This is a genomic window from Clostridium transplantifaecale (assembly GCF_900626075.1).
Classification (GTDB): domain Bacteria; phylum Bacillota; class Clostridia; order Lachnospirales; family Lachnospiraceae; genus Otoolea; species Otoolea transplantifaecalis.
In genome coordinates this window covers 19,629-44,812 of the sequence record NZ_UYZY01000005.1, presented here as the reverse complement: position 1 = coordinate 44,812, position 25,184 = coordinate 19,629, and the positions used below count along the sequence as shown (strand labels likewise).

The window sequence follows — 25,184 nt, the reverse complement described above, 5'->3', positions numbered from 1 at the left end:
CCCCTGCCGCTATACGTCAGGGAACCCTGCCTGCTCCTTAATAAACCAAAGTTTAATTTTCATGTGTCTTTCTCGGCGCCATCTGTCTGAAACAGCGCACCATCTTTTCATCCGGCTCAAAGAGCACTTTCTCCCCGGCCCCGCTCTTTGTGTAAATAAAAGCGTATCGGACGGCTCCCGGATCTCCCGATGTGTAGTCGGTGACCTTTTTCACCTGATGCTCATACTCTTTAATATGGCCGGAAGTTACCGGGGCAATGACCTGGATGTCCTCCAGTGTATATTCCGCCGCCTTCTTTCTCCTCGTCTTTGAAAAGATCCGATCCACAGAAAATGTCCGGTCCACCAGGAGATATTCAAACTCCACATTCATATTCTGGACCATATAATACGCAAATGCGCACATTCCAATGAAGGCAAGGAAGCCGAACAGGCCGATCCATAAGATAGAAGCCGCTGTGAGAATAATTCCCACGGCCAGAAGGATCTTTACAATAACGGAGGAACCCGGCGTTTTCTTTTTTACAAGACATTCTGCGTAGCTTTCGTTGAGCATGTGTTTTCCCCTTTTCCTGTGTAAAATAGACCGATGATAATAGTTCAGCGCCTGCTGAACGGATACGGCTGATGATACTATCCTACAACAATTTGCGGACGGATGCAAGATGGGGATTTGGTTGAGGAAGGAGAACGGCGCCGGGACGGTCGGAGTTTGGAATGGTGAGAGGGGAGGGATGAGTCTTCAGTCCCGGGCGTTAGGTTGTCGCGGGTGGAGAATCCGGGCAGAAAAAGTTCCTGCGGGAAACGCTTGCGCTCTTTGGAGTACATAACGGACACTAACCTCGAAAAAACCTCGGTAAGTGCCGATGAACTCCCAGGTTCCCTCCGGAATCTTTTTCTCCCGGATTCCCCACGGGAAGGTTATGACCCGGGACTGAAGACGCGAAGGTTGTCGCCATCCCGTACCCCGGCCTGCGGCCGCTGAATTGTTCTTCTTCCTTCAAGGGGGGAGGTACTGTCGCTGCCACTACGTGTCCCCGAATTTTAGGAGAATTCCTCCCTATATTGTCAAGTGATTTTCCTGTATGGTATCCAATTTGATGGTATCCAATTGATGAATCTGAACTTTGACGCCTGACCTATCCTTAAATATCCATCGAATTTTATAATTCATCATTAAATCCAGCTTTGGATTTTTCTCTGAATCCTGCCCAAAATACCTTCTTAAGGTAAAAGGTTCACGACAACATAGTGGCCGCGACAATACCTGCCCTTACTTGACGAAAGAGACAATCAGCCCCTGAAGCCGACGGATGGGGCGACAACCTTCGCTGAGTCTTCAGTCCCGTCGACAACCTGCCCGGGGAAGGAAGGAGAAAAGATTCCGAAGGGGACATTGGAGCCCGCCGGTGCTTAGACCAATGTGGTCAACTTAAGAAGTCAAAGATATTTTTTAAAAATAAACTGTGAAAATGCACAAAATATCATGCAAATTACTGGCGTTTTGCTAATTGACAAGCTTCGTAAAATTTGCCGTTTCTCCGTTTAAATACATTTAATCGGAGGTATATTTATGAGCCCACTTCACATTTGCTGCAACATTCTGGAAGGATTAAAATCTCTCATTTATTCCCCTGCTTTTTTGGCTCAGTTTCACGAAAAGCATCATTTTATTCGAAAAAGGAAGCTTACCATCTCTCAGGTCATTCTCTTTCTTTTGTATACTTCAAAAGCTTCCATGAACCTGAACCTTTCCAATATCAGGGATGATTTGAAAGAACTCCATTTCCCTGAATTAACCAAGCAGGCACTCTCGAAAGCCAGGTTGAAGCTCAAACCCCTGCTGTTTAAAACCCTCTTCCTACATTCGGTTGAGACCTTCTATGCTTCCTCCCCTTCCCGTAAAAAATGGAATGGGTATCATGTCTTTGCCATTGACGGTTCCTGTATCCAGGTACCAAAAACAAAGGACAACATCTCCTACTTTGGCCTTTGCAGGAACCAGTATCACTCCCGGGAAGATTCGATGGCCTGCATTTCTATCCTCTATGATGTTATGGAAGATATTGTTGTAGATGGTGTGCTTCATCCATACCACTATGCGGAACGCCGTTCGGCAATGGAGCATCTTTCCTGCCTGGAATCGGTCGGCCTCAAAGACAAGACGGTAGTCCTTTTCGACCGGGGCTATCCTTCTTATGAATTCTACCGGCATTTTGATACAGAGAACTACTTTTATGTCATGCGGATACAAAGCGCCGTGAAGAGTTTGACCCAGCTTTTTTCGAAAGACGAAATAACACAGTATTGCCCGTCCTACATTGAGGATGGAAAAACCGTCCGGGTGAGGGTGATCCATGTGGAGTTGGACGACGGTACAGACGAATGTTTCGTTACGAATATCATGGATCCTGCCATGACACCCGCCATGTTCAAGGAACTGTATTTTAGGCGATGGAAAATTGAAAGTAAGTATAATGAACTGAAAAACCAGTTGCAACTGGAAGAATTCAGTGGGGCGGTCCCTACAAACGTAGAACAGGATTTTTTTATCCATCTGCTGTTCATGAATCTTTGTGCCCTCTTAAAATCGGAGGCGGATGAAAAAATCAGGCAGGAAAAGAAGAAGAGAAACTATGAATACCAGGCAAACCGGGCCTATATAATTGGGCGGCTGAAGAAACATCTTGCCTGTCTTTTGAGTGGCGGGGAAACCATCCCGGTAATTCTGGCCCAGTTCGTGAAGGAGGCGGTGAAAAAGCGCTCACAGATTCAGCCAAACCGAACCAGTAAGCGCCCCCGAATACAGCTTAGGCATAGGCACTGTAAGAACAGAAAAACCACCATGTAATCCCGCACATAATGAATCCCTGAAAAGAGGCTTATACCGTAAGCTGTGTATTTAGTGTACCATTTTTTAGCGTGAAAGAAAAGTAGCATTAGGAATCAAATTTCAAAAATGCGTTAGAGGTAGGAGCAAAGTCCCAGCTTTTCTTAAGTTGACCACATTGGGTGCTTAGACGGCGTTCTTTGACGTCTTAGCATCCGCTGTGCGCTCCACAAGCGAGAGCGAGTCCCCGTAGGAATCTTTTCTCCTGGATTCCCCCTCACCCCAACCATTCGCCGGGACTGAAGTCTCATTCATCCAACCCACTCCCCCGTCCGCCGCCTTACAGAGGCGTCCTCATTTCTCAATCAACTTCTCGCCTTCCGCCTCTCCGATGTCACATTAATAATCATAACTAGGATCAGCACCAGCCCCCAGATCAGGTTCTTGTAGTAGTCCGATATATTTTGGAACATTGAGAACCCAGACGACAGTGTCTGCAGGATTACCACTGCAATTACCATCCCGGCGGCCTTCCCTTTTCCTCCGTTTGGGCTGACTCCCGCCAGGACGCAGATGAGGATTGCCGGCGTCAGATAGGATTTTCCAAAGTCCGATCTGGCGGAATTGAAGTGGCCGCACATTAAAAGCCCCGAGACGGAAGACAGCATGCCGCTTATCATGTAGGTGAGCGTTATCACTCTCTTGTCGTCAATCCCCGAATATCTGGTGGCGGTTTTGTTGGAACCGATCATATAGATCTTAAAACCCAGTGAGGTCCTGTTCAGGATAAACGCCACGGCGCCCGCGCAGATAGCGAATATTATTGTGGAGGCGGGAATCGTATCAAACAGCCGGTAGCTGACCACCTTGTTTAAGATTGGCGGAAGCTCTTTTATGGACGAGCCGTTGGTGATACCTACGGCAAGGCCCAGTATAATGTCGGAGGCTCCCAGGGTGGCAACCATGGCCGGTATTCCGATTCGGGAAATGAGCGTCCCGGAAAATATTCCGCAGAGACCTCCGATTACAAGACCGACCGCCACGGTTAACAGAAGTACCATAATCTGCACCGGAACGGAAGCGCTTTCCGGCATAATTGTCTTTAACAGCATGCAGCAGAGGATTCCCGACAGGTCAGCCACCGCTACAACCGTCAGGTCGATGCCGCCGCTGATCATAGCCAGCATCATTCCCAGGGAGAGAACCCCCATCTCCGGGAACAGATAGGCAATCAGCTTCATCTGCCCGGCCGAGAAAAAGCGGCCGCCGGTTGCTGCGGTCAGAACGGCAAAGGAGATGACGAACATGGCCATCAGCTTCAGGTTGTTTGCATTTTTCTCGTAAAATTCTTTCCGTGCCGCCTTTGACACTTCTTTTGATGTATCATTTAAACCGCTGTTACTCATGCGCCTTCGCCTCCTCTCCCTTATGTCCCTCCAATATGTTTGAGGTTACCCTCTGCTCAGCGGCAACCATTTTGTAGGCTGAGGCGCAGACACCCGCTATAATCAGCACGCCCGTCATCAGTTTGGTCCAGTTGGTCGGAATCCCCAGAAGGATCAGGTTGTTGGAAATCAGCTTCATCAGGAGCACTCCCAGGAAGGTTCCGAATACGCTTCCGGAGCCTCCGGCAATGCTGGCGCCTCCCAGCACAACGGCCGCAATGATTGTCATCTCGTACCCGTCAAAGAAGTTAATCTGGCACATGCCCGATAATGTGACCTGGGTCAGCCCCGTGATTCCTCCGATGAATCCCATAAAGGTAAATACAAAAATCCTGATGCCGGCAACCGGAAACCCGGCGCGTTCCGCCGCCACCTGATCGCCTCCCACAGCATAAATTCCTCTGCCTAGCATCGTGTATTTCATGATAAAACCGACCAAAAGAAGCACGACTGCCAGAATAAAGATACTGACCGGCATGGAACTTCCAAGTCCCGTCGTTACGCTGCGGACCGAGAAGAGGTTGGCCGCCGCCATCCCGGATAGGGGAGCCGGAAGCGCCGAGATAACACTGCTTTTAAGCACGCCCTGGGTAAATCCCAGATAGATGGAACATGTACCTAGTGTGATGATTAGGGTCGGCAGTTTCAGCCATGCAGCCAAAACCCCGTTAATCAGGCCAAGAAAGGCCCCGATGAGCCCCGCCACCACGAATCCGAGAATAACAGGACCGTCATAGCCCGTCACCTGGAACCATTTCGTCACTGCAAACATGCACAGCATGGCGGTATAGGGAAAGGATACGTCGATATTGCCGGATGCAATGACCATGAACAGGCCCGCCGCCATCATGCCTGGAACGATCAGGCTCCTTACAAGGTCCACAATATTATTTGCCGTAAAGAACTGCCCGCTTTTCATCTGGATCACCAGGGACAGGGCGGCAATGATGAGAATGACATAGAACTCATTTTTCTTCAGTAGTTTTTTTATGCTCATACCGCTTCCGTCTCCTTTCCTTCTGTGATAAGGGCCTGAAGCTTACTGCCGTCAAGCTCCGTGTTCCTGTGTTCGCTTACAATTCTTCCGCTCTTGATAATCAGAATCCGGTTACAGTTCATCAGTATTTCACTGATATCATCGGAAATCAGGATAATAGCCATGTTCTTCTTTTCCGCCAGCGCCCTCAGGTAGTTGTGGATATCGTACTTTGCGCCGATATCGACTCCGACCGTGGGGCCGTTGAGTATCAGCACCTTCGGCTCGGTTTCCAGCCATTTCCCCAGAACCACCTTCTGCTGGTTTCCTCCTGAAAGCGTCTGGATCCCGTCTTTCAGTTCATTTAATTTGATTCCAAGGTTTCTGACCCACTCTTTTGAATCCGCATGGCCCCTGTCGAAATCCACGGTCCTGTTTTTCTTTTTCAGGCGGTCGATGTTGGACACAATCATGTTGTTTTCAATGGACTGCGTCAGAAACAGCCCCTCGGTAAGACGATCCTCCGGCACATAGGCAATCTTCAGGCGAAGCGCGTCCATCGGCGATTTTATCTGCACCTCGCGGCCGTCCACAAACACTTTCCCGCCGTCCGCCTGATAGAGGCCGAACAGCGCCTTTGCAAGCTCCGTCCTTCCCGAGCCGAGAAGTCCCGTAATTCCAAGAATCTCTCCGGGGTGGATCTCAAAGCTGATATTTTCAAAGCCGTTTTTCAGGCAGAGATTTTCCACCTTAAACAGGCTGCGGGAGTTGTCCACATCCTGCGGGTCGAAATAGTCCTGCTCGATCTTCCTGCCTGTCATATAGTAAATGAACTGTTCATTGTCAATGTTTTTCGCCGAATCCGATACAATATGCCTGCCGTTCCTGAATACGGTAAAATGGTCGGCAATCTCAAATACTTCATCCAGCTTATGGCTGACGAATAATACGGAGATTCCTTCGTTCTGGAGCTGTCTGATAACCCGGAACAGTTTATCCACCTCCCTGCGCGTAAGGGCTGAGGTCGGCTCGTCCATAATAATGAGCCTGGAATTATGTAAAATCGACCTGGCAATCGCGATCAGCTGCTTATCCGCGATAGACAGCGCTCCTACCGTCGCATCCAGAGGAATATCAATGCCGATGTGATCCAGGGATTTCCTGGCCACCTCATAGACGTTCTTCCAGTTTACAAATTTCTTCTTATTATAAAGCTCATAATTCAGAGCAATATTTTCAGCCGCCGTAAGGTTCGGGAAAATGGACATGTCCTGATATATGACCTGGATTCCGAGCTGGATGGACTGATTGATTCCTAGGCTCTGATAGCTCGTTCCATCGTATACGATTTCTCCTCCGTCCGGTTTATAAAACCCGGATATAATCTTGATCAGCGTAGATTTTCCACAGCCGTTTTCCCCCACCAGGCAATGGATTTCTCCCTTTCTGATCACCATATTTACCTTATCGAGAGCCTTAACTCCCCCGAAATGTTTTGATATCTCTTTTACTTCCAATAATATATCATTCATCTTGCCACCTGCCCCTGTTCGCCATTCAATTATGTCCGGCACTCAATCAATAATGCTTGCGTATCCAACTCTTCGGATACGCAAGCATAAATTTCTGCAAACTACCATAAGAAGCATGCTCCAGGTTACCGTTCACGCAGGATGCGTCCCGCGGCGCGCCGTTGTCGGCAGTGCGCTTAATTCAGCGGGGTATGAACAGTAACTGCTCTAGAATTGGTAATCACCCATATTATCTTTATTAATTGTAAGGATTGCACTGCCGCTTATGTCGGTTCCGTTTACGTTGATGCTGCCATATCCGTCAATTCCCAGATCGAACCCTGTGGCGATCTTGTCTTTTTCCCCATTCAGGACCATAACGGCCAGCTCGCACATCGCTTCACCCGATAATGCCGGATCCCAGCAGAGTACGCATGGGTTGGAGCCGGATTCCAGATAAGGGCCTGAAACGGACGGAACACCTGTACCTACGGCAAAGATCTTGCCTGTCATGCCAAGCTCATCAATGGCTTTTGCAGCTCCCGGCGGGTCATAGCTGGATGCGCCGATAAACCCTTTGATTTCCGGATATTTTTTGATAATCTCTTTTGATTTGTTGTAAGCCATATCCATATTGTCTTCACACTCGATTCTCTCCTCGGGAATCAGCTCCATGTTCGGATAATTAGCTTTCTGGTGTGCTACTGCCGCATCCATCCACTGGTTGTGGGATGTGGAAGATAAAAATGCCACCATTGTGACATACTGGCCTTCTTCTCCCATGGCCTTTGCCAGTTCGTCCATCATGGCCTCGCCGTACTCGGTGTTGTTAAATGCTTCCAGATCGTAGTCGCACTCGTCAAATCCTTCCGCCTCGTGGGTAATTACCACGATTCCTTTCTCCCGCGCCTTAGCCAAGGCTGGTTTACACGCCTCCGGATCGATCGGAACCACGCAGATTGCGTCGATATCCTGTTCTATCAGTGTTTCAATTACCTGGATCTGCTCTGCGGAATCCGTTTTTGACGGTCCCTTTACATAGCAGTTATGTCCCGTCGCCTTGGCGTATTCATCCACGCCCTCCTGGTGGCGTAGACACCACGGATCCGACATGTCCTTTACTACTGTGGCAATCGTGTAACTCTTGCCCTCTTCAGCTCCGGTCTTCTCCGCGCCTGCATCGGCCTGTTCCCCTGCCTCCGCTGTTCCCGCGGCTTCCTGGGCCGCCTTCGTCTCTGAGGCCCCCGAACCTCCGCAGCCGGCCAGTGACACCGCTGCCATAGAAATGATCATTACTGCCGATAGTAACCTTTTTTTCATATAGTTCCTCCTTCTACATTTTATTGCTGCAGCCCCTTCCTCTGCCGTTACGGCGTTTCCGGAAACTGAAACTTAATCCCCTGACGGCACCCCTTCCGATGCCCCGCCGTTACATAAAACCACGGCAGATTATCTCCGCCCGATATTCCTTAACCCCTTCATAAAGGAATCATCGCTGCCGAACATATCATGCAATTTCCTGTAATAACCGTATAATTCATCGTACCGCTCTTTTTTCCGGCCGTCCGGCGTATAAATCACTGTCTCCGGCGGAATCAGGCGTTTTGAAGCTTCGGAAAAGTCTGCGCATCCCGGATATCCGTATACTTTTCCAAGTGCCACAGCCGCACAGGCGGCTGCGCCTCTGGCCGGCACATTATCAATCTGTGGAACAATCACCTCCTGGCCGAACACGTCCGCGCACATCTGCATAATCCACGGGCTTTTTCCTGCTATTCCGCCCACCGCATAAACCGCTTTTATCGGAACGCCGTTGTCTCTGTAATTTTCAAGGATTCTCCTGGAGCCGAATACATTGGCCTCCACAAGAGCCCTGTAGATTTCTTCTGTTCTGGTTTGCAGGGTAAGGCCGATGACGGCTCCCGATAAGTTGTAGTTGGACAGGACACTCCGGTTCCCGTTAAACCAGTCCAGAGCCACAAGGCCGCTCTCCCCCGGTTCCAGCTTTTTTGCAAGCGCACCCAGATAGGCCAGTATGCTCTTTCCTTCTTCCTGGGCTTTCTCATAATATTCCTGAGGGACGCAAGTTTCGGCAAACCACTGGAACAAATCTCCCGTGGCCGGCTGTCCCGACTCATATCCGTAAAGCCCCGGAACCATTCCGTCCGCCGCCACCGAGCAAAGTCCGTCGAATGAGCAGAACTCCCGGTACATCATCTGATGGCAGGTGGAGGTTCCCATTACAAGCATCATACTTCCGCTCTCCGTAACTCCCGCCCCGCATCCCGCCACAGCCCCGTCGCTGTGTCCGGCCGCTACGGCCGTTTTCACCGTAAGCCCCAGCATCTTTGCCGCTTCCTCCCTGAGGAAACCGGCGCAGTCGCCGACATCGATGATATCACCTGCAAATTTTGTTTCCGTTAAGTCTTCCATTTCCGGATCGAGAGCCCTTAAGAAGTCCCTGTCCGGGTATCCCCTGCCCTTAATCCAGAACGCGTTCACCCCCAGAACGCCTCCTGTTCTCTTAAGGTTCCCGGTCAGCCAATAGACAATCCAGTCCACGGCCTCCATAAACAAATCGGTTTTCCGGTATATCTCAGGGTTTTCCCTGGCTACCTGCATAATCTTTGGGAACATCCATTCCGATGAGACGGAGCTGCCGAAATATTCTTTCAGCCATGTCGTATGCTCCCTGGCATAGTTTTCTATCTCCTCCGCATATTGCTGCGCCCCGTGATGTTTCCACAGCTTGGGCCATGCATTGGGACAGTCCCGCAGGCTGGGATCCTTACATACAGGAAGACCGTCGCGGTACAGGGGCACCATAGTGCAGCTTGTAAAATCAGTCCCGATGCCGGCAACATCCTCCGGATTTATCCCGGAATCTCCGAGCAGCCGGGCCGTTACGGCGCACATGCTCTCGATCCAGTCATCCGGATCCTGCAAAAACCATTCATCCGGAAGCGGAATCGGTTTATGGTGCATCATGCCGGAAATCACCCCGTTTTTATAGCGGCTCTCGGCCGAAGCCATCAGCCGTCCATCCTCGAGCCTTAAGGCCACTCCCCTGCACGACAGGGTTCCAAAATCAAATCCTAAAACAAATTTCCCCATCTGTTACTCTCCATACTCCATCGCATTGCGATTCACAGCCTTCGTCATTGGATCTCCGCTTCCAGCTCACGGTCAATGATCACCGTCGCGTCGCGGCATACCTTCAAAATGCTGCATGGGAGCATCGGATCAATCCTGTCGTCTTTAAACAGACGTCCTATCGCGTCCGCCTTAGCCGGGCCTGAAGCAATCAGTACCACCTTTTTCGCCCTGACGATTCCGGCCATGCCTATTGTTATGGCTCTTTTCGGAACGTCCTCCCGGCGTTCAAAGAAACGGGAATTCGCCTGAATAGTTTCTTCTTCCAGTTCCACCACATGGGTGTTGGCTGTAAAAAACTCTGCCGGCTCATTAAATCCTATGTGCCCATTGCCGCCTATTCCCAGGACCAGGATATCAATGTCATTCTCCGCAAGAAAGCCGTCATAGCGCCTGCACTGTTCCTGCGCATTCCCCGTTCCCTCGGCCAGCATAATATTTTCTTCCTTTATATTGACCTTCGAAAAAAAATGGCGATCCATAAAATATCCGAAGCTCTGGTTATGGCTCCTTGGCAGACCGGCATACTCGTCCAGATTGATCGTCCTCACCCCGGAAAAATCGAGTTTTCCCGCCCTGTAGTCCTCCGCCAGAAACCGGTAAAGCCCGATGGGGGAACTTCCCGTCGCACAGCCGAGAAGCGGATGCGGCGTATTCCGAATCACATCCCCAAATAAATCAGCCAGAATTCGGCTGCTTTCCTCATAGCTCCCCGTCACAATCCGTTTCATCCTCTATTCCTCCGCAGAAAGCATGGCGCCGACTCCCCCGGCCGGATGGACGAGCTTAAAATAATTTTTATCAATGCCATTATACAGCATACAACCAATTGAAATTGCATCAAACAGGGCAAATACCGCGGTAACGGAAGTTGTGGACAGACACTGGTAAGGGCATGCCTCCTCTCCCGTGCTGAGGATCAGGTTCAGATCGCTCTCAAGGGCGATAGGCGAACCGGGATTCTCGGTCACCGTGATGATTCTGGCCCCCCTGGCTTTGGCGACGGGTATCAAATTTGTCATCTCCGTCGTTTTTCCGCTCTTGGAGATTATAATGACGATATCTCCGGGCCGTATCATTCCGTAATCTCCGTGAGGGGCATCCGCCGGATTCAGAAACTGGGACGCCCTGTCCACACAGTTAAACACCTGGGAAACCTTTTTTGCACAGGCTCCGGAAGTTCCGCAGCCCGTTGTGATGATCCTTCCTTCACATTCCGCTATCATCTGCACTGCTTTTACATAGCTCTCCCTGTCGACGGTGTCGGATAGCCGCGCAACCGCATTCGCCTCGTTCGCAAATGTATGGAGTGCGCTGCCGTAGATTTCTTCTGCAGATATCATGTTACATTCCTCCTCTGAATCGTTTGACTATATCCATAAATTCTTTTACCCGGTTTTTATCAACCTGGTTTTCGAATTTACCGTCATATTTAAAGGTGGTTGCAACAACCGCTCCATCAGCAATACCCAGAAGACGCTCAATTGTCTCTTTCCGGCATCCCGTGTTGGCCAGCACAACGGTTTCCGGCACTTCGGCCTTTACTTCCTGGAGCGTCGACATGTCCGTCGGTGAACCCGCCGTCAGACCCGACACACATAAGGCATCGGGACGGCAGTTAAAGACCGTTGATTTTGCAATCTGCCTTATCTCCCTGTCCGCCAGGTATCTGGCCGCCTCCGGCACGATGTTAAAGAGGAGCTTCACATGTTCCGCCCCAATCTCCCTCTGGTGCCTGACCACCTCACCGCAGCAGGTGTTCCACAGCCCGAAATCACTGGCGTAAACGCCAGTAAATATTTCCCTTATGAATTTGGCATCGACGGCCGCGGCCAGATCGAGCGAAGCTTTCGGATCCCATAAAACATTGACGCCGTATGGAATTGATATGTAGGGCTGAAGTTCTCCAATGACTCTTCCCATCGCGGCGACCGTCTCCCTCTTTACTTCCGTAAGATAGGGGAGGCTGTATTCATTGCTGAACATAATCGCGTCAACTCCGCCCTCCTGAAGGGCGTCCAGATCCTCTTTTGCCTTTTCCACCACCCATTTAATCCCCTTCTCCTTATCATAGTAGGGGTCTCCAGGCATTGCCTGCAGATGGAGCATGGATATGATCGCCTTCTCCGTACCGATAACCTCTTTCAGCCAACTCATAAATCTGTATCCTCCTTATACTACTATCAGATGGGGTATCTTCTTATCCAGATATTCCCTGGTCTCCTTATCGACGCCCGAATCTGTAATGATCGTGTCAAACTCTTCTATATCACATATTTTAGCCAGGGCCTTCTGCTTAAATTTGGAATGATCCGCCAGCAGTACCGCCCTCTTGCCGCTGGCAATGATGCTTTTCTTGATTCCGATTTCCATAAAATTGCTGTTATAAACGCCGCTCTTGGAATTCACGGCATCGGCTCCCACAAAGGCAATATCCACATACAGCTTTCTGACCAGCTCCTCCGCAATATCTCCTATCAAAACACTGTAGCCGTCCCTTCTGACGCCGCCCGTTATAATCATTGTCGAAGAATTGTCCAGTTTGACGGTCGAAGCAATATCCAGGTTGTTCGTCACTACGGTCAGCTTCTTGATACTTTCAAGCTGCTGTCCCAGCATCAGCGTAGTTGTGCCCGAATCGAGGAAAATGCTGTCGCCGTCTTTTATAAGCGTTACGGCCTCCCTTGCAATCCTCGTCTTTTCCGGTATCATCGCTTTCATCTTCTCGTCATGGTACTCTTCAAATCCTGTCCCCTTATGGAGAACCGCACCTCCGTGCGTCCTCTCCAGCAGGCCCGCAGCAGCCATATCGTCCAGATCCCTCCTCGCGGTCGCCTCCGATACATTACAAAGTTCCGATGCTTCCTTAATGGAAATACTGAATTTTGACTTGAGGTAATCCGAAATCTGCTGCTGCCTCTGGGCCGGTATAGAATTTGTGAACTGTGACATATTTTTCTCCTTCCTGTGATATAGAATATCACATATTGCAATGTTTTGCAATATTTATTTCATATTATTCCAAAATATTTCACATAAAATTGCATTATCTTTCACATTTCTTATTTAAGTTACACAGAGCTGCAATCTATTGCATTTTTATGTTCTTTTATTTTTCTCTTATTAAGTATAACTCAGATAACTGCTTTTCGCACACATTAATTGATAATTTCAGACATTCGTTCCTAATTCCGCTCATGAATTTTGCAACAATTTTCATTCATTTCCATCCATTGAAAATTTTTTGTACAGCTCCGGGCGGGCATCCTCCTGCATAATGTAAACTTTTTCCTCCTATACAGAAAAGCGATGACGAAATTATAAAATGATGATAAACTAAAGCCATATGTCTGACAGACAACACCTGAAAGGAGTCATTTAAAATGGTACATTTAGTTTACTGCGATAATACCGGCAAAAAGGGAGAACATGTATTAGATAAAATTTTAGAAGGAACAAAAACAATGATCGTCAGGGGAGCCGCCGGAAGAAAAATTCCGCACAGCAGAGTCTTTGAAAATGAAACCCTCTACTTTATGGAAAAAGGCACCACCTCCATTTGCGCAAAAGCCACCGTAATAAGTGTCCAGAACTTTGTAAAACTGTCCGATGAGGAGATTACAGACACCCTGGACAAAAACCAGGCAAAGCTGAATCTGACCGATAAACAAAAGGCCCGCTGGCATAAAAAATGTCTCTGCCTCGTGGAATTTGACAAGGTGGAGAAAATCTCCCCTCTCGAATTCGACCACCAGGGAAACATGGACGACTGGCTCATAATCGAAAAGATTGAGGATGTGACGGTTGGGACAAGTATTCCTTACAATTATGAAAAGTCCAGATTTTAAGAGGGAAAAGACATGTCGATGTGGAATCCGTGGCGGGGCTGTAAAAAATGCAGCGACGGCTGTAAATATTGTTATATCCATAAAGGGGATTTTAAAAGAAATATAGACACAAACGAAATCATTAAGACAAAAGATTTTGAGAAACCAATCCTGAAATTAAAAAACGGAAACTACAAGATGAAACCCGGGCTGGTCTATCTCTGTTTTTCAACCGATTTTCTGATAGAGGAGGCTGACTCCTGGAGAGAGGAGTGCTGGGCGATGATGAAGGAACGTTCCGACTGCGATTTCCTGTTTCTAACAAAAAGAATCGACCGGTTTATGGACTGCATCCCCAGTGACTGGGGTGACGGCTATGACAATGTAATCGTATGCTGCACCATTGAAAACCAGGAAAATGCCGATTATAAATTACCGGTATTCCGCGATCTGCCAATCCGGCATAAATGCATCACGGCACAGCCGCTGCTGGAAAGAATTGATATGGAAAAATATCTGGACGATATCGAGCTGGTTGTGGCCGGCGGCGAATCGGACTGCAATGCCAGACCCCTGAATTACGACTGGGTGCTGGATATCAGGGAGCAGTGCATCAGGAAACATGCGGCCTTTGAGTTCAGGCAGTGCGGCACACATTTTATAAAGGACGGGAGAGAGTATACGCTGCAGACAAAGGATTTGTGTAGGCAGGCGAAATTAGCGGGGATTGATGTTGGCCGGGCGGGAAATAAGGATTTGGTTGAGAAATGAGGACGCCGCCGTCAGGCCGGGGGCCGGGGTGGTGGGGATCGATGAGTCTTTTGTCCCGGGCGTTAGGGTGTCGCGGGCGGGGAATACGGGCAGAAAAAGTTCCTGCGGGAAACGCTCGCGCTCGTTGGAGTACATAACGGTCACTAACCTCGAAAAGACCTCGGTAAGTGCCGATGAACTCCCAGGTTCCCTCCGGAATCTTTTTCTCCCTTCTTCCCCCGCAGGAAGGTTATGGCCGGGACGAAAGACTCAGCCCAGACGGCTGCCCGGTCCCTGGCCTGCGGCGGCTGTTCTGTCCTATTTCTTCAAGGGGGGGAGGCGCTTGTCGCTGCCACTACGTTTCTCAGAATTCCTGAAAACTGCATCCTGTTCACAATGAGACTATGTAAACTTATAAACTTATAATCTTATAATCTTAGAGTGTTTATTCTGATACTCTTTTTATGCAGCCCAGGATGTGGTCAGAAAGTAAAAGAATCACGACTACATAGTGGCCGCGACAATACCATTCCCGCACTTGACGAAAGAGACAATCAGCCCCTGAAGCCGGCGGACGGGGCAATAACCTTCGCTGAGTCTTCAGTCCCGCCGACAACTAGAATAGAGAACGGTGGGCATGCCTGCTGCTGGATACATGATGTATTCCGCGAGGTGTTTTTTGTGAGTGAAGCGTAGCGTAAGTCACAGAAAACCCGAGGGTAACGGCGCGAAACGGTGCTGTTTACCGTTTCTGTGCATCGCGAAGCGTGTTACCGGGTACGGAGTACGCGGTAACTAACTTTCCGAAGGGAGACCTTGGAATCCGCCGGTGCTTGCTGACACATTGAGCACTTAGCGAGGTCCTATCGAGCTTAGTGCAAAAGCGTGCAGTGGCAGGTCTTACACGAAGCTAGCATCCGCTGCGCATTCCACAAGCGGGAGCGAGTCCCCGCAGGAATTTTTTCTCCTGGATTCCCCCTCACGACACCCTACCAACCGGGACTGAAGACTCATATACACCCACCCACTCCCCCGTCCGCCGTCTTACAGAGGCGTCCTCGCATCTCAACTAAACTCCCATTTCTTAAGAGCCTCCTCAAGCCGCTCCAACGCCTTCAGGATAACGGCCGTAGGACAAGCCATATTCATACGCTCAAATCCCTCGCCCTCTTCACCAAACTTATAGCCTTCGTCGAAGAATAGCTGCGCCTCTTTCTGCATAATCCGTTCCTGCTCCCGGGCATCCCAGCCGTAGTCGCGGAAATCCAGCCATTGCAGGTAAGATCCTTCCATCTCCACCGCATGGACGCGCGGAAGCCGTTCTTTCAGGAATTTGACAAGCTGTCTCTTGTTCTCGTTAATTACCGAGAGCATCTCTTCCATCCAGGCGTCGCACTGAGTGTAGGCAATCTCGACGGCCCGGTAGCTGAGCGCCGGCAGCCAGTTCGGATGAAGGACTTTCGACATCTCCTCCAACAGGGCGGTGCGCTTCTCCTCATTCTTTACAAAGATGCACCCCGATTTGATTCCCGCCAGGTTAAAGGTCTTGCCCGGGGAAATGCAGATCATGCAGTTGTCGGCAAATTTCTCCGAAACAGAAGCAAACGAGGTAAATGTATATCCCTCCATGACGAGATCGCAGTGAACCTCATCCGAGATGACGAACACGTCATTTTCGAGACAGATTTCTCCAATCCGTTCGATTTCTTCCCTAGTCCACACTCTGCCTACCGGATTGTGGGGATTGCAGAGAATCAGAAGGCGGCAGTCCGGCTCTTTAGCAAGCTGTTCCAAAAGTTCAAAATTGATCCGGTATTCGCCTCCCTGATAAATCAGAGGGCAGCGGAGCAGTTTCCTGCCGTTGCGGCTGATTCCCTCCGCAAAGGGAGGATAAACGGGAGTCATCAGAATGACGCCTTCCCCCTCGCGCACAAATGCTCGGATACCGCAGCAAAATGCATTGATGACACCGATTGAATTTATAAGCCATTTTCGATCGGGTTCCCATCCGTAGCGCCGCTTTACCCAGGAGGTGACTGCTGTTTCATAGCTTTCCGTCGGAGCCTGGTAGCCTAGCACGATCTCATCGAGACAGGCCTTTAACCCTTCTGTTATCTCCGGCGGATTCTTAAATTCCATGTCTGCGATAGAAAAGGGCACAATCCCTTTTTCCACCCCCGTGTTGTCAATCTTCATCTGCTCCCACTTGACCGAACCGGTTCCCGACCGGTCGAGAATTGTTTCAAAATCATATATTTTCTGAATTTTGTCCATCTTCCCACTGCCTCCATATCAATACGTGAAAATCCAGGCGCCAACGCCTCATGGAATATCATCTGTGAACAGCTGCCTTATTCCTCCATCTCGAACAGGAAATGACAGCATCCGTCCTTGAAGAAATGTTTATCATGTGTACATTTGAATTTCTCGTTGTATCCTTCCGCAATAGCCGGATCGATCATCTCACAGTAGTGAATACCGTATTTTTCGTCGTGATCCTCCATAAACTGCTTTGCAAAGATACATTCCGTAAAGTTCTGCTCCACCGTTTTCTCACGGATGTCGTTCTCGCTCTTGAACAGCTCGCTTCTGCCCATATCGTAGCAGGAGAGATAGCTCTTCGCATCATTCTCATGTCCCATCGCTTTGGCACGCTCTGCGATATTTCTTCCGCGCTCCAGCCCGAACTGGCGCACACCTTCTCTGACGGCCTTTACGCCATCCTCACCACAGGCTTTCTCCACCTCTCTCGTAATATGGGAAAACATTTTTGCAAAAAGCACATACATATCCACCGGTTCCAGTTCTAAATCTTTGTCTTGCATCTTATTCTTCCTCCTTGTCAAGTTTTCTTATCATTTCATATAATACTCTGCTTCCCGCCTCCATGGCCTCATAGTCGATCCACTCGTCCGGATGATGGCTGATTCCATCCCGGTTCGGCAGGAAAATCATGGCAGTATTCCACAGCTTTGCAAATATCATGGAATCATGGCCTGCTCCGCTGTTAAGCCTCATGTTTGAATAACCCAGCTCTTCACAGGTTTTCTCAATGCCGCCGGCCAGCTCCGTATTCATCTTTACCGGCTCTTTCCTCGTTAATTCCTGTATCTCCACCTGCATGGAGTATTTTCCCCTTACCTCTTCCGCATATTGCTCCAGATGCTTCAGGATATCCCTGATGATTTCCTCCTCACCCGATCGGATGTCCAGTGAAAACTCACACTGTCCCGGTATGCTGTTCATGCTGCCCGGGGAGAGAGTCACCTGGCCGGCAGTCAGCGTCGCCTGGCCGCAGTAATTCTCATACACGTAGTCATGAATCCGGCAAAGCAGGTGGAATGCCCCTGTTCCAGCATCTTTTCTGAGATTCATCGGAACGGTGCCGCTGTGTCCCGCCTGCCCAGTCACTTTGACAACAAGCCAGGAAAGTCCCACTATGGTATCCACAATCCCGATTTCCTTCTGTCCCTGTTCCAGCACAGGTCCCTGCTCCCCGTGGATTTCCAGGAACGCCTTAACGTTCTCGTCTTTTCTCGATACGCCGTCCAGTTCTCCGCTCAGCCCATACTCATTCATAGCCTGGCGCATAGTTTTGCCGTCTTCCGTACCGACAAATTCATCGAGCTCATCCGTCCCGTAGATTCCTGCGATAAACTGGCTTCCCAAAAGAGCTTTACCAAACCGGGTGCCTTCCTCGCCGATCATTCCCAGGGCCTCATATGTATGGCGCAGCGGGACACCGCTCTCCTTTACCATCCTGGCCGCTTCTATGGCGCACAGCACTCCTGCGATTCCGTCAAAGGCGCCCGCGCACCGGACCGTGTCCAGATGGGAGCCGGACAGGATTTTCGAAAGTCCCGGTTCCGTCCCCGGCAGCGTTCCGATGAGGTTTCCCACGCCGTCCTCACGCGTCTTTAGCCCGCAGTCTTCCATTACGCTCCTGACATAGGAAACACCCTCTTTATATGCTTTTGAATAGCTGTAACGCGTGGTTCCGCACTGGCATGGTTCGGAAATATTCTTTAATGTCTCGATTTCTGTCTGAAGCCGTTTCTTTGTTTCTGTCTCCATCTCATCCACTGTGCCGCCTGCTTTGTTACCGTCTTTCTTTCAGGCTGCGGATCTCCTTTCTGTTTTCTATTTGCCTATCATAATCTCCAGAATCTCACGATCAGTGTCTTTCATTCCGTCTTTCCCCAGACGGCCTACCGATGCGATTGTCTCCTCGACTCCTTTTTTCACAATTCCATCGCCTGCACGGAACTGCTGATCCTCGGCAATCATCAGATATCCGAGAATTCCTGCTTCCACAGCCGTCCCAATCTTTGCCGCACAGGAGGCCTTGGCCCCGTCACAGACAATTCCGGACGTGATTGCAAGGCAGTTCACAATCGTATGGGAAATCGTCCTCAAATCACCGCCCTTCAGGTATGCGATAGCCGCTCCGCTGGCGCAGCCTGCGCTGACGGCTCCGCAGTATGCGGAAAGAGGGCCAATCCCTGTTTTCTGATGGATGGCAATCAGGTTGGAAAGCACCAAAGCGCGGTACATCTTTTCTTCCCCCACCTGCAGTTCACGTGCAAATTCGATAACCGGGACGGATGCCGTAATCCCCTGGTTACCGCTGCCCGAATTGATGATAACGGGAAGTTCACAGCCGCTCATCCTCGCATCGGAACCTGCCGCCGCCTTTGCTTTCGCGCGGACACGCACATCCGTGTCCCCGTATGCTTTTAACAGCACCTTTCCGATATTGGCCCCGTAATTCTTTGTAAGGCCCTCCTCTGCAATTGCCGTATTGTAGGCAATCTGCCGGGCAATGACTTCCTTCACATCTTCTATTTTAACACAATCGGCGAACTCCAGGATACCTGCAACCGATAAAAGTTTCTTTTCTTCACTCAAATTGCCGTCATCCCCGCCGCAGTCCATCGACTTTTCAAACAGCTTTTCACCGTTTTTCTCCACCAGGACTACATTCGTATGTGAATTGGCGATTCGGACCAGAACATAATCTTCTGCTTTCTTCAGCAGAATCTGCACATCCAAAATCAGGTCGGAATCGGCAATGTTCACCTCTATGATCTTTTTTTCCACGAGAGTCTTGATCTCTTTCTTTTCCTCTTCCGTCACCTCGCTGATCACTTCCAGCTTTTTCTCAGATTTTCCGCCTATCAGGCCCGCGGCCACCGCAGCCTCAATCCCCTTCATTCCATTCGTGCCGGGCACTACGACGCTCTTTACATTTTTAATAATATTTCCACTGGCCTTAATCTGAATCACATCCGGAAACGCTCCGAGACATTCTCTGGCAATGGCTGAAGCGTAGGCTATAGTGATCGGCTCCGTACATCCAAGAGCCGGAACCAGTTCCGATTTCAGGATATTCAGATAGGTATCATATACGTGCTGTTCCATCCCGCTCTCCTTTCTTTGACTACATTATCGTTTTTTTGACTATAATATAATTTTATATTCTTTTTAGTGGCTTGTCAATTCTTTTCTTTTAAATAAGAGAGATTTAATTGAGATGCGAGGACGCCTCTGTAAGACGGCGGACGGGGGAGTGGGAGGATATTGCTGAGTCTTCAGTCCCGGTTTGTAGGGTATGGTGAGGGGGAATCCAGGAGAAAAAATTCCTACGGGGACTCGCTCCCGCTTGTGGAGCGCACAACGGATGCTAAGACGCCAAAGAACACCGTCTAAGCACCCAATGTGGTCAACTTAAGAAGTCAAAGATATTTTTTAAAAATAAACTGTGAAAATGCACAAAATATCATGCAAATTACTGGCGTTTTGCTAATTGACAAGCTTCGTAAAATTTGCCGTTTCTCCGTTTAAATACATTTAATCGGAGGTATATTTATGAGCCCACTTCACATTTGCTGCAACATTCTGGAAGGATTAAAATCTCTCATTTATTCCCCTGCTTTTTTGGCTCAGTTTCACGAAAAGCATCATTTTATTCGAAAAAGGAAGCTTACCATCTCTCAGGTCATTCTCTTTCTTTTGTATACTTCAAAAGCTTCCATGAACCTGAACCTTTCCAATATCAGGGATGATTTGAAAGAACTCCATTTCCCTGAATTAACCAAGCAGGCACTCTCGAAAGCCAGGTTGAAGCTCAAACCCCTGCTGTTTAAAACCCTCTTCCTACATTCGGTTGAGACCTTCTATGCTTCCTCCCCTTCCCGTAAAAAATGGAATGGGTATCATGTCTTTGCCATTGACGGTTCCTGTATCCAGGTACCAAAAACAAAGGACAACATCTCCTACTTTGGCCTTTGCAGGAACCAGTATCACTCCCGGGAAGATTCGATGGCCTGCATTTCTATCCTCTATGATGTTATGGAAGATATTGTTGTAGATGGTGTGCTTCATCCATACCACTATGCGGAACGCCGTTCGGCAATGGAGCATCTTTCCTGCCTGGAATCGGTCGGCCTCAAAGACAAGACGGTAGTCCTTTTCGACCGGGGCTATCCTTCTTATGAATTCTACCGGCATTTTGATACAGAGAACTACTTTTATGTCATGCGGATACAAAGCGCCGTGAAGAGTTTGACCCAGCTTTTTTCGAAAGACGAAATAACACAGTATTGCCCGTCCTACATTGAGGATGGAAAAACCGTCCGGGTGAGGGTGATCCATGTGGAGTTGGACGACGGTACAGACGAATGTTTCGTTACGAATATCATGGATCCTGCCATGACACCCGCCATGTTCAAGGAACTGTATTTTAGGCGATGGAAAATTGAAAGTAAGTATAATGAACTGAAAAACCAGTTGCAACTGGAAGAATTCAGTGGGGCGGTCCCTACAAACGTAGAACAGGATTTTTTTATCCATCTGCTGTTCATGAATCTTTGTGCCCTCTTAAAATCGGAGGCGGATGAAAAAATCAGGCAGGAAAAGAAGAAGAGAAACTATGAATACCAGGCAAACCGGGCCTATATAATTGGGCGGCTGAAGAAACATCTTGCCTGTCTTTTGAGTGGCGGGGGAACCATCCCGGTAATTCTGGCCCAGTTCGTGAAGGAGGCGGTGAAAAAGCGCTCACAGATTCAGCCAAACCGAACCAGTAAGCGCCCCCGAATACAGCTTAGGCATAGGCACTGTAAGAACAGAAAAACCACCATGTAATCCCGCACATAATGAATCCCTGAAAAGAGGCTTATACCGTAAGCTGTGTATTTAGTGTACCATTTTTTAGCGTGAAAGAAAAGTAGCATTAGGAATCAAATTTCAAAAATGCGTTAGAGGTAGGAGCAAAGTCCCAGCTTTTCTTAAGTTGACCACATTGGTCTAAGCACCGGCGGGCTCCAAGGTCCCCTTCGGAAAGTTTTCTCCTTCCTTCCCCGGGCAGGTTGTCGCCGGAACTGAAGACTCAGCAAAGGTGTTGCCCCGTCCGCCGGCTTCAGGGGCTGATTGTCTCTTTCGTCAAGTGTGGAGGAAGGTCTTGTCGCGGCCACTATGTAATCGTGAATCTTTTACCTTATGAAGGTATTTCGGGCTGGATTCAGAGAAAATCCAAAGCTAAATTTTACGATTTGTCTAAAAATTCAACGTTTATTCAAGAATAGGTCAGGTGCTAAAGTTTAGCCTTATCAATTTAATGCCATACAGGAGCATTCTCCTGGAATCTGGGGAAATGTAGCGGCAGCGACAGTACCTCCCCCCTTGAAGGAATAAGAACAGTACAGCGGCCGCAGGCCGGGGTTCGGGATGGCGACAACCTTCGCGTCTTCAGTCCCGGTCATAACCTTCCTGTGGGGAATCCGGGAGAAAAAGATTCCGCAGGGAACCTGGGAGTTCATCGGCACTTACCGAGGTCTTTTCGAGGTTAGTTCTGTTATGTACTCCAAAGAGCGAAAGCGTTTCCCGCAGGAACTTTTTCTGCCCGGATTCCCCACCCGCGACAACCTACAGCCCGGGACTGAAGACTCATCCCCTCCCTCTCACCATCCCGAACCCCGACCGTCACCGGCGGCGTTCTCGTTCCACAACTAAATCCCTCCCCAGATTGCTTTTTAAGGTATTTTCAGGTAATATTAAGTTATCACAGTTTGGAGGATATTTTCATATGGAAAAAGAGGTGCGCCTGATTCAATCAATCCAAAGGGCGTTTAACATTATTAACTGTTTCAACAACGACAACACCGAGTTATCCCTGCCGCAGATCAGCGAAAAGGTAAAGCTCCACATCAATACTACCAGAGGCATCGTGAATACCCTGGTTGCCAACGGTTATCTGGCTTACAATTCTGAAATGAGCACCTATTCCCTGGGGTTAGTCTACATCAACAAGGCGGATCTCGCCACAGGAAATAATATCAAGCGGCTGAAGAAAATGGCAGCCCCGCTCCTTAAGGACATTGCAAACCGTTTTCAGGTTTCAGGCCTGTTACAGGTAATTACGAACAATAATATCTTCACGATCGAGAACATAAGTCCCGACAATTCCCACTACATCCTGAACAGCCGCGTCAACCTTACCTATGATCTCAACTCCACGGCATCGGGAAAGTTGTTTCTGGCATATATAGACAAGCCCCTCAGCGATTATTATATTTCCAACATGGAATTTATTCCTTATACGGCCAATACCATTCTCACCCGGGAAGCTCTGGAAGAGGAACTTGTAAAGGTCCGCACCAACGGATATGCCACCGAATTTGAGGAGATTGGGCTGGGAGTCAGCTGCGTGGCCGTTCCCATATTTAAGGATGGGGAAAGTCTCTTTGGAACCGCCAGTATCATTGCCTCCAGTTCCGTCATCACGGCCGTTATGGACTCGGCGTTGGAGCCGCTTAGAAACTGTGCGCGGTTTATCTCGGAGAATATCCGTCCATAATTGGAGGGTTCTTTTATTTCAAGGAGAATTCGGAGAACCTTCCTGCCGAACAACGAAAAGCACGCTTCGCGGACTTTTCATTGCCGCTCAACAAAAAAGGAATGCGGAAAGCGCCGGTCTGTCCGGGCTGCTTTCCGCATTCGTTTTCTATATTAATGATTCCATTATTTTACAGATACTGCCTTACCCTTACCGGGATACGGGAACCATAAATTACATCATTCCCATTCCGCCGCCTGCCGGCATAGCAGGAGCGTCTTCTTTGATATTAGCTACAACTGTTTCTGTTGTAAGCAGAGTGGAAGCTACGCTTGTTGCATTCTGAAGAGCGCTGATTGTAACTTTAGTCGGATCCAGAATACCGGCTTCCATCATATCTACATACTCTTCTTTGTATGCGTCAAATCCTCTTCCAACAGGAGACTCTTTTACTTTGTTGATGATAACGGAGCCTTCCAGTCCTGCATTGGCTGCGATGTGGAACAGCGGGGACTCTAATGCTTTCAGGATAATGCGTCCGCCTGTCTTCTCGTCTCCGTCAAGTCCTGCAACTAATTTCTCAACTTCTGTTGCTGCGTGGATGTATGCAGAACCGCCGCCTGCAATGATACCCTCTTCTACGGCTGCCTTAGCTGCGGATAAAGCATCCTCCATACGGAGTTTTGCTTCCTTCATCTCTGTCTCTGTAGCTGCGCCTACGCGGATAACGGCAACGCCGCCGGACAGTTTAGCAAGTCTTTCCTGAAGTTTCTCTCTGTCAAAATCAGATGTTGTCTCTTCAATCTGAGCCTTGATCTGGGCAATTCTATCGGAAATTTCATTCTTATCGCCGATACCGTCAACAATAATTGTGTTTTCTTTCTGAACCTTAACAGATTTTGCACGGCCTAACTGAGCCATGGTTGTATCTTTTAAGTCAAGGCCTAATTCTTCTGAGATTACAGTACCGCCTGTAAGGATAGCGATATCTTTTAACATCTCTTTTCTTCTGTCGCCGTAGCCTGGAGCTTTCACGCCCACTACAGTGAAGGTTCCTCTTAATTTATTGACAATCAGAGTGGTCAGAGCCTCACCCTCGATATCCTCGGCAATGATTAACAGCTTGGCGCCTGCCTGCACAACCTGCTCTAACAGAGGAAGGATTTCCTGGATGTTGGCAACCTTCTTATCTGTGATTAAGATATATGGATCATCGAGGTTTGCTTCCATCTTCTCCATGTCTGTTGCCATGTATGCGGAGATGTAACCTCTGTCAAACTGCATTCCTTCAACCAGGTCAAGTTCTGTCTTCATGGTCTTGGATTCTTCAATTGTGATAACGCCGTCTTTGGAAACTTTCTCCATAGCGTCTGCCACCATCTGGCCCACTTCGTCGTCAGCGGAAGAGATAGCCGCAACTCTTGCGATATCTGCCTGGCCCTTTACCGGTGTGCTCATTCCCTTAATAGCTTCAACGGCAACTTCTGTGGCTTTCTTCATGCCTTTTCTTAACACGATTGGGTTAGCACCTGCTGCCAGGTTCTTCATTCCTTCATTAATCATAGCCTGTGCAAGGACTGTAGCTGTGGTTGTTCCGTCACCGGCCACATCATTTGTCTTTGTGGCAACTTCTTTTACCAGCTGAGCACCCATGTTCTCAAATGCATCTGCAAGTTCGATTTCTTTTGCAATTGTCACACCGTCGTTTGTGATAAGCGGAGCGCCGAAGGATTTGTCGAGAACTACGTTTCTTCCTTTCGGTCCAAGTGTTACCCTGACTGTATCTGCTAACTGATTTACGCCTGATTCAAGCGCTTTTCTGGCTTCAACGCCATATTTAATTTCTTTTGCCATGG

At 48.9% G+C, this 25,184-nt stretch carries 21 protein-coding genes; 5 read left to right on the top strand and 16 right to left on the bottom strand.

Translation table 11 applies throughout. The features are described 5' to 3' along the window. Positions 1-52: 52 nt before the first annotated feature. Entirely contained in the window at positions 53-556 is a 504-nt protein-coding gene (locus EJL91_RS17525; protein WP_125143283.1) for a DUF6106 family protein, read from the bottom strand. Between the two features lie 1,017 nt (positions 557-1,573). Here EJL91_RS17525 and EJL91_RS17520 point away from each other — a divergent pair. Then, complete coding sequence (locus tag EJL91_RS17520; RefSeq protein WP_125143282.1) at positions 1,574-2,851, top strand: IS4 family transposase; 1,278 nt, start codon at positions 1,574-1,576, stop codon at positions 2,849-2,851. A 165-nt stretch (positions 2,852-3,016) separates the two neighbouring features. Here EJL91_RS17520 and EJL91_RS25155 read toward each other — a convergent pair whose 3' ends face one another. The 10 genes from EJL91_RS25155 to EJL91_RS17475 all read right to left on the bottom strand — a co-directional run bounded on the left by EJL91_RS25155 (position 3,017) and on the right by EJL91_RS17475 (position 12,867). Then, positions 3,017-3,145 carry a hypothetical protein gene (locus tag EJL91_RS25155; RefSeq protein ID WP_279230050.1) on the bottom strand — a complete coding sequence of 43 codons (129 nt, stop codon included), beginning with the start codon at positions 3,143-3,145 and terminating at the stop codon, positions 3,017-3,019. A 50-nt stretch (positions 3,146-3,195) separates the two neighbouring features. Continuing rightward, positions 3,196-4,236, bottom strand: coding sequence for an ABC transporter permease (locus EJL91_RS17515; RefSeq protein WP_125143281.1), 1,041 nt, complete (start codon positions 4,234-4,236; stop codon positions 3,196-3,198). Continuing rightward, the gene (locus EJL91_RS17510) at positions 4,229-5,272 is read right to left on the bottom strand and encodes an ABC transporter permease (protein WP_125143280.1); all 1,044 of its coding nucleotides are present in this window, start codon (positions 5,270-5,272) and stop codon (positions 4,229-4,231) included. The genes EJL91_RS17515 and EJL91_RS17510 overlap by 8 nt, the downstream gene beginning before the upstream one ends. Further along, a complete protein-coding gene (locus tag EJL91_RS17505; RefSeq protein WP_125143279.1) occupies positions 5,269-6,783 on the bottom strand; it encodes a sugar ABC transporter ATP-binding protein in 1,515 nt (504 codons plus the stop codon). Before EJL91_RS17505 ends, EJL91_RS17510 begins: the two co-directional genes overlap by 4 nt. A 207-nt stretch (positions 6,784-6,990) precedes the next feature. Then, on the bottom strand, positions 6,991-8,082 hold the full coding sequence (locus EJL91_RS17500; RefSeq protein ID WP_125143278.1) for an autoinducer 2 ABC transporter substrate-binding protein: 1,092 nt from the start codon (positions 8,080-8,082) through the stop codon (positions 6,991-6,993). 129 nt (positions 8,083-8,211) lie between these two features. Then, the gene (locus EJL91_RS17495; RefSeq protein ID WP_125143277.1) at positions 8,212-9,876 is read right to left on the bottom strand and encodes a ribulokinase; all 1,665 of its coding nucleotides are present in this window, start codon (positions 9,874-9,876) and stop codon (positions 8,212-8,214) included. A gap of 44 nt (positions 9,877-9,920) precedes the next feature. Beyond that, positions 9,921-10,646, bottom strand: a complete 726-nt coding sequence (locus tag EJL91_RS17490; RefSeq protein ID WP_125143276.1) for a glucosamine-6-phosphate deaminase — start codon at positions 10,644-10,646, stop codon at positions 9,921-9,923. Between the two features lie 3 nt (positions 10,647-10,649). Beyond that, positions 10,650-11,258: a KpsF/GutQ family sugar-phosphate isomerase gene (locus EJL91_RS17485; RefSeq protein WP_125143275.1), complete on the bottom strand. Its 609-nt coding sequence runs from the start codon at positions 11,256-11,258 to the stop codon at positions 10,650-10,652. Position 11,259: 1 nt separating this feature from the next. Beyond that, positions 11,260-12,072 carry a BtpA/SgcQ family protein gene (locus EJL91_RS17480; protein WP_125143274.1) on the bottom strand — a complete coding sequence of 271 codons (813 nt, stop codon included), beginning with the start codon at positions 12,070-12,072 and terminating at the stop codon, positions 11,260-11,262. Positions 12,073-12,087: 15 nt separating this feature from the next. Continuing rightward, a complete protein-coding gene (locus tag EJL91_RS17475; protein ID WP_125143273.1) occupies positions 12,088-12,867 on the bottom strand; it encodes a DeoR/GlpR family DNA-binding transcription regulator in 780 nt (259 codons plus the stop codon). A 431-nt stretch (positions 12,868-13,298) separates the two neighbouring features. Between EJL91_RS17475 and EJL91_RS17470 the strand changes: the two genes are divergently transcribed. Both EJL91_RS17470 and EJL91_RS17465 read left to right on the top strand, forming a co-directional pair. Continuing rightward, the gene (locus EJL91_RS17470) at positions 13,299-13,763 is read left to right on the top strand and encodes a hypothetical protein (RefSeq protein WP_125143272.1); all 465 of its coding nucleotides are present in this window, start codon (positions 13,299-13,301) and stop codon (positions 13,761-13,763) included. 12 nt (positions 13,764-13,775) lie between these two features. Then, on the top strand, positions 13,776-14,513 hold the full coding sequence (locus EJL91_RS17465) for a DUF5131 family protein (protein ID WP_125143271.1): 738 nt from the start codon (positions 13,776-13,778) through the stop codon (positions 14,511-14,513). A gap of 1,044 nt (positions 14,514-15,557) precedes the next feature. Here the strand turns inward: EJL91_RS17465 and EJL91_RS17460 are convergent. From EJL91_RS17460 to EJL91_RS17445, 4 genes are all read right to left on the bottom strand, one after another. Next, on the bottom strand, positions 15,558-16,766 hold the full coding sequence (locus EJL91_RS17460; protein WP_125143270.1) for a MalY/PatB family protein: 1,209 nt from the start codon (positions 16,764-16,766) through the stop codon (positions 15,558-15,560). 77 nt (positions 16,767-16,843) lie between these two features. Further along, the gene (locus EJL91_RS17455; RefSeq protein ID WP_125143269.1) at positions 16,844-17,317 is read right to left on the bottom strand and encodes an L-2-amino-thiazoline-4-carboxylic acid hydrolase; all 474 of its coding nucleotides are present in this window, start codon (positions 17,315-17,317) and stop codon (positions 16,844-16,846) included. A gap of 1 nt (position 17,318) precedes the next feature. Next, positions 17,319-18,566: a M20 family metallo-hydrolase gene (locus EJL91_RS17450; RefSeq protein WP_125143638.1), complete on the bottom strand. Its 1,248-nt coding sequence runs from the start codon at positions 18,564-18,566 to the stop codon at positions 17,319-17,321. A 66-nt stretch (positions 18,567-18,632) separates the two neighbouring features. Beyond that, positions 18,633-19,913, bottom strand: coding sequence for an L-cysteine desulfidase family protein (locus EJL91_RS17445; protein WP_125143268.1), 1,281 nt, complete (start codon positions 19,911-19,913; stop codon positions 18,633-18,635). A gap of 447 nt (positions 19,914-20,360) precedes the next feature. Here EJL91_RS17445 and EJL91_RS17440 point away from each other — a divergent pair, with 447 nt between their 5' ends. Both EJL91_RS17440 and EJL91_RS17435 read left to right on the top strand, forming a co-directional pair. Further along, a complete protein-coding gene (locus tag EJL91_RS17440; RefSeq protein WP_125143267.1) occupies positions 20,361-21,638 on the top strand; it encodes an IS4 family transposase in 1,278 nt (425 codons plus the stop codon). Between the two features lie 940 nt (positions 21,639-22,578). Further along, complete coding sequence (locus EJL91_RS17435; protein ID WP_125143266.1) at positions 22,579-23,349, top strand: IclR family transcriptional regulator; 771 nt, start codon at positions 22,579-22,581, stop codon at positions 23,347-23,349. 213 nt (positions 23,350-23,562) lie between these two features. On the opposite strand, the gene groL is transcribed toward EJL91_RS17435, so the two are convergent. Continuing rightward, the gene (groL, locus tag EJL91_RS17430) at positions 23,563-25,182 is read right to left on the bottom strand and encodes a chaperonin GroEL (RefSeq protein WP_125143265.1); all 1,620 of its coding nucleotides are present in this window, start codon (positions 25,180-25,182) and stop codon (positions 23,563-23,565) included. Positions 25,183-25,184: the final 2 nt, after the last annotated feature.

Coding starts and splice junctions, on each gene's coding strand:
- EJL91_RS17525 (WP_125143283.1), bottom strand. CDS start 556: ATGCTCAACGAAAGCTACGCAGAATGTCTTGTAAAAAAGAAAACGCCG.
- EJL91_RS17520 (WP_125143282.1), top strand. CDS start 1,574: ATGAGCCCACTTCACATTTGCTGCAACATTCTGGAAGGATTAAAATCT.
- EJL91_RS25155 (WP_279230050.1), bottom strand. CDS start 3,145: ATGAATGAGACTTCAGTCCCGGCGAATGGTTGGGGTGAGGGGGAATCC.
- EJL91_RS17515 (WP_125143281.1), bottom strand. CDS start 4,236: ATGAGTAACAGCGGTTTAAATGATACATCAAAAGAAGTGTCAAAGGCG.
- EJL91_RS17510 (WP_125143280.1), bottom strand. CDS start 5,272: ATGAGCATAAAAAAACTACTGAAGAAAAATGAGTTCTATGTCATTCTC.
- EJL91_RS17505 (WP_125143279.1), bottom strand. CDS start 6,783: ATGAATGATATATTATTGGAAGTAAAAGAGATATCAAAACATTTCGGG.
- EJL91_RS17500 (WP_125143278.1), bottom strand. CDS start 8,082: ATGAAAAAAAGGTTACTATCGGCAGTAATGATCATTTCTATGGCAGCG.
- EJL91_RS17495 (WP_125143277.1), bottom strand. CDS start 9,876: ATGGGGAAATTTGTTTTAGGATTTGATTTTGGAACCCTGTCGTGCAGG.
- EJL91_RS17490 (WP_125143276.1), bottom strand. CDS start 10,646: ATGAAACGGATTGTGACGGGGAGCTATGAGGAAAGCAGCCGAATTCTG.
- EJL91_RS17485 (WP_125143275.1), bottom strand. CDS start 11,258: ATGATATCTGCAGAAGAAATCTACGGCAGCGCACTCCATACATTTGCG.
- EJL91_RS17480 (WP_125143274.1), bottom strand. CDS start 12,072: ATGAGTTGGCTGAAAGAGGTTATCGGTACGGAGAAGGCGATCATATCC.
- EJL91_RS17475 (WP_125143273.1), bottom strand. CDS start 12,867: ATGTCACAGTTCACAAATTCTATACCGGCCCAGAGGCAGCAGCAGATT.
- EJL91_RS17470 (WP_125143272.1), top strand. CDS start 13,299: ATGGTACATTTAGTTTACTGCGATAATACCGGCAAAAAGGGAGAACAT.
- EJL91_RS17465 (WP_125143271.1), top strand. CDS start 13,776: ATGTCGATGTGGAATCCGTGGCGGGGCTGTAAAAAATGCAGCGACGGC.
- EJL91_RS17460 (WP_125143270.1), bottom strand. CDS start 16,766: ATGGACAAAATTCAGAAAATATATGATTTTGAAACAATTCTCGACCGG.
- EJL91_RS17455 (WP_125143269.1), bottom strand. CDS start 17,317: ATGCAAGACAAAGATTTAGAACTGGAACCGGTGGATATGTATGTGCTT.
- EJL91_RS17450 (WP_125143638.1), bottom strand. CDS start 18,566: ATGGAGACAGAAACAAAGAAACGGCTTCAGACAGAAATCGAGACATTA.
- EJL91_RS17445 (WP_125143268.1), bottom strand. CDS start 19,913: ATGGAACAGCACGTATATGATACCTATCTGAATATCCTGAAATCGGAA.
- EJL91_RS17440 (WP_125143267.1), top strand. CDS start 20,361: ATGAGCCCACTTCACATTTGCTGCAACATTCTGGAAGGATTAAAATCT.
- EJL91_RS17435 (WP_125143266.1), top strand. CDS start 22,579: ATGGAAAAAGAGGTGCGCCTGATTCAATCAATCCAAAGGGCGTTTAAC.
- groL (WP_125143265.1), bottom strand. CDS start 25,182: ATGGCAAAAGAAATTAAATATGGCGTTGAAGCCAGAAAAGCGCTTGAA.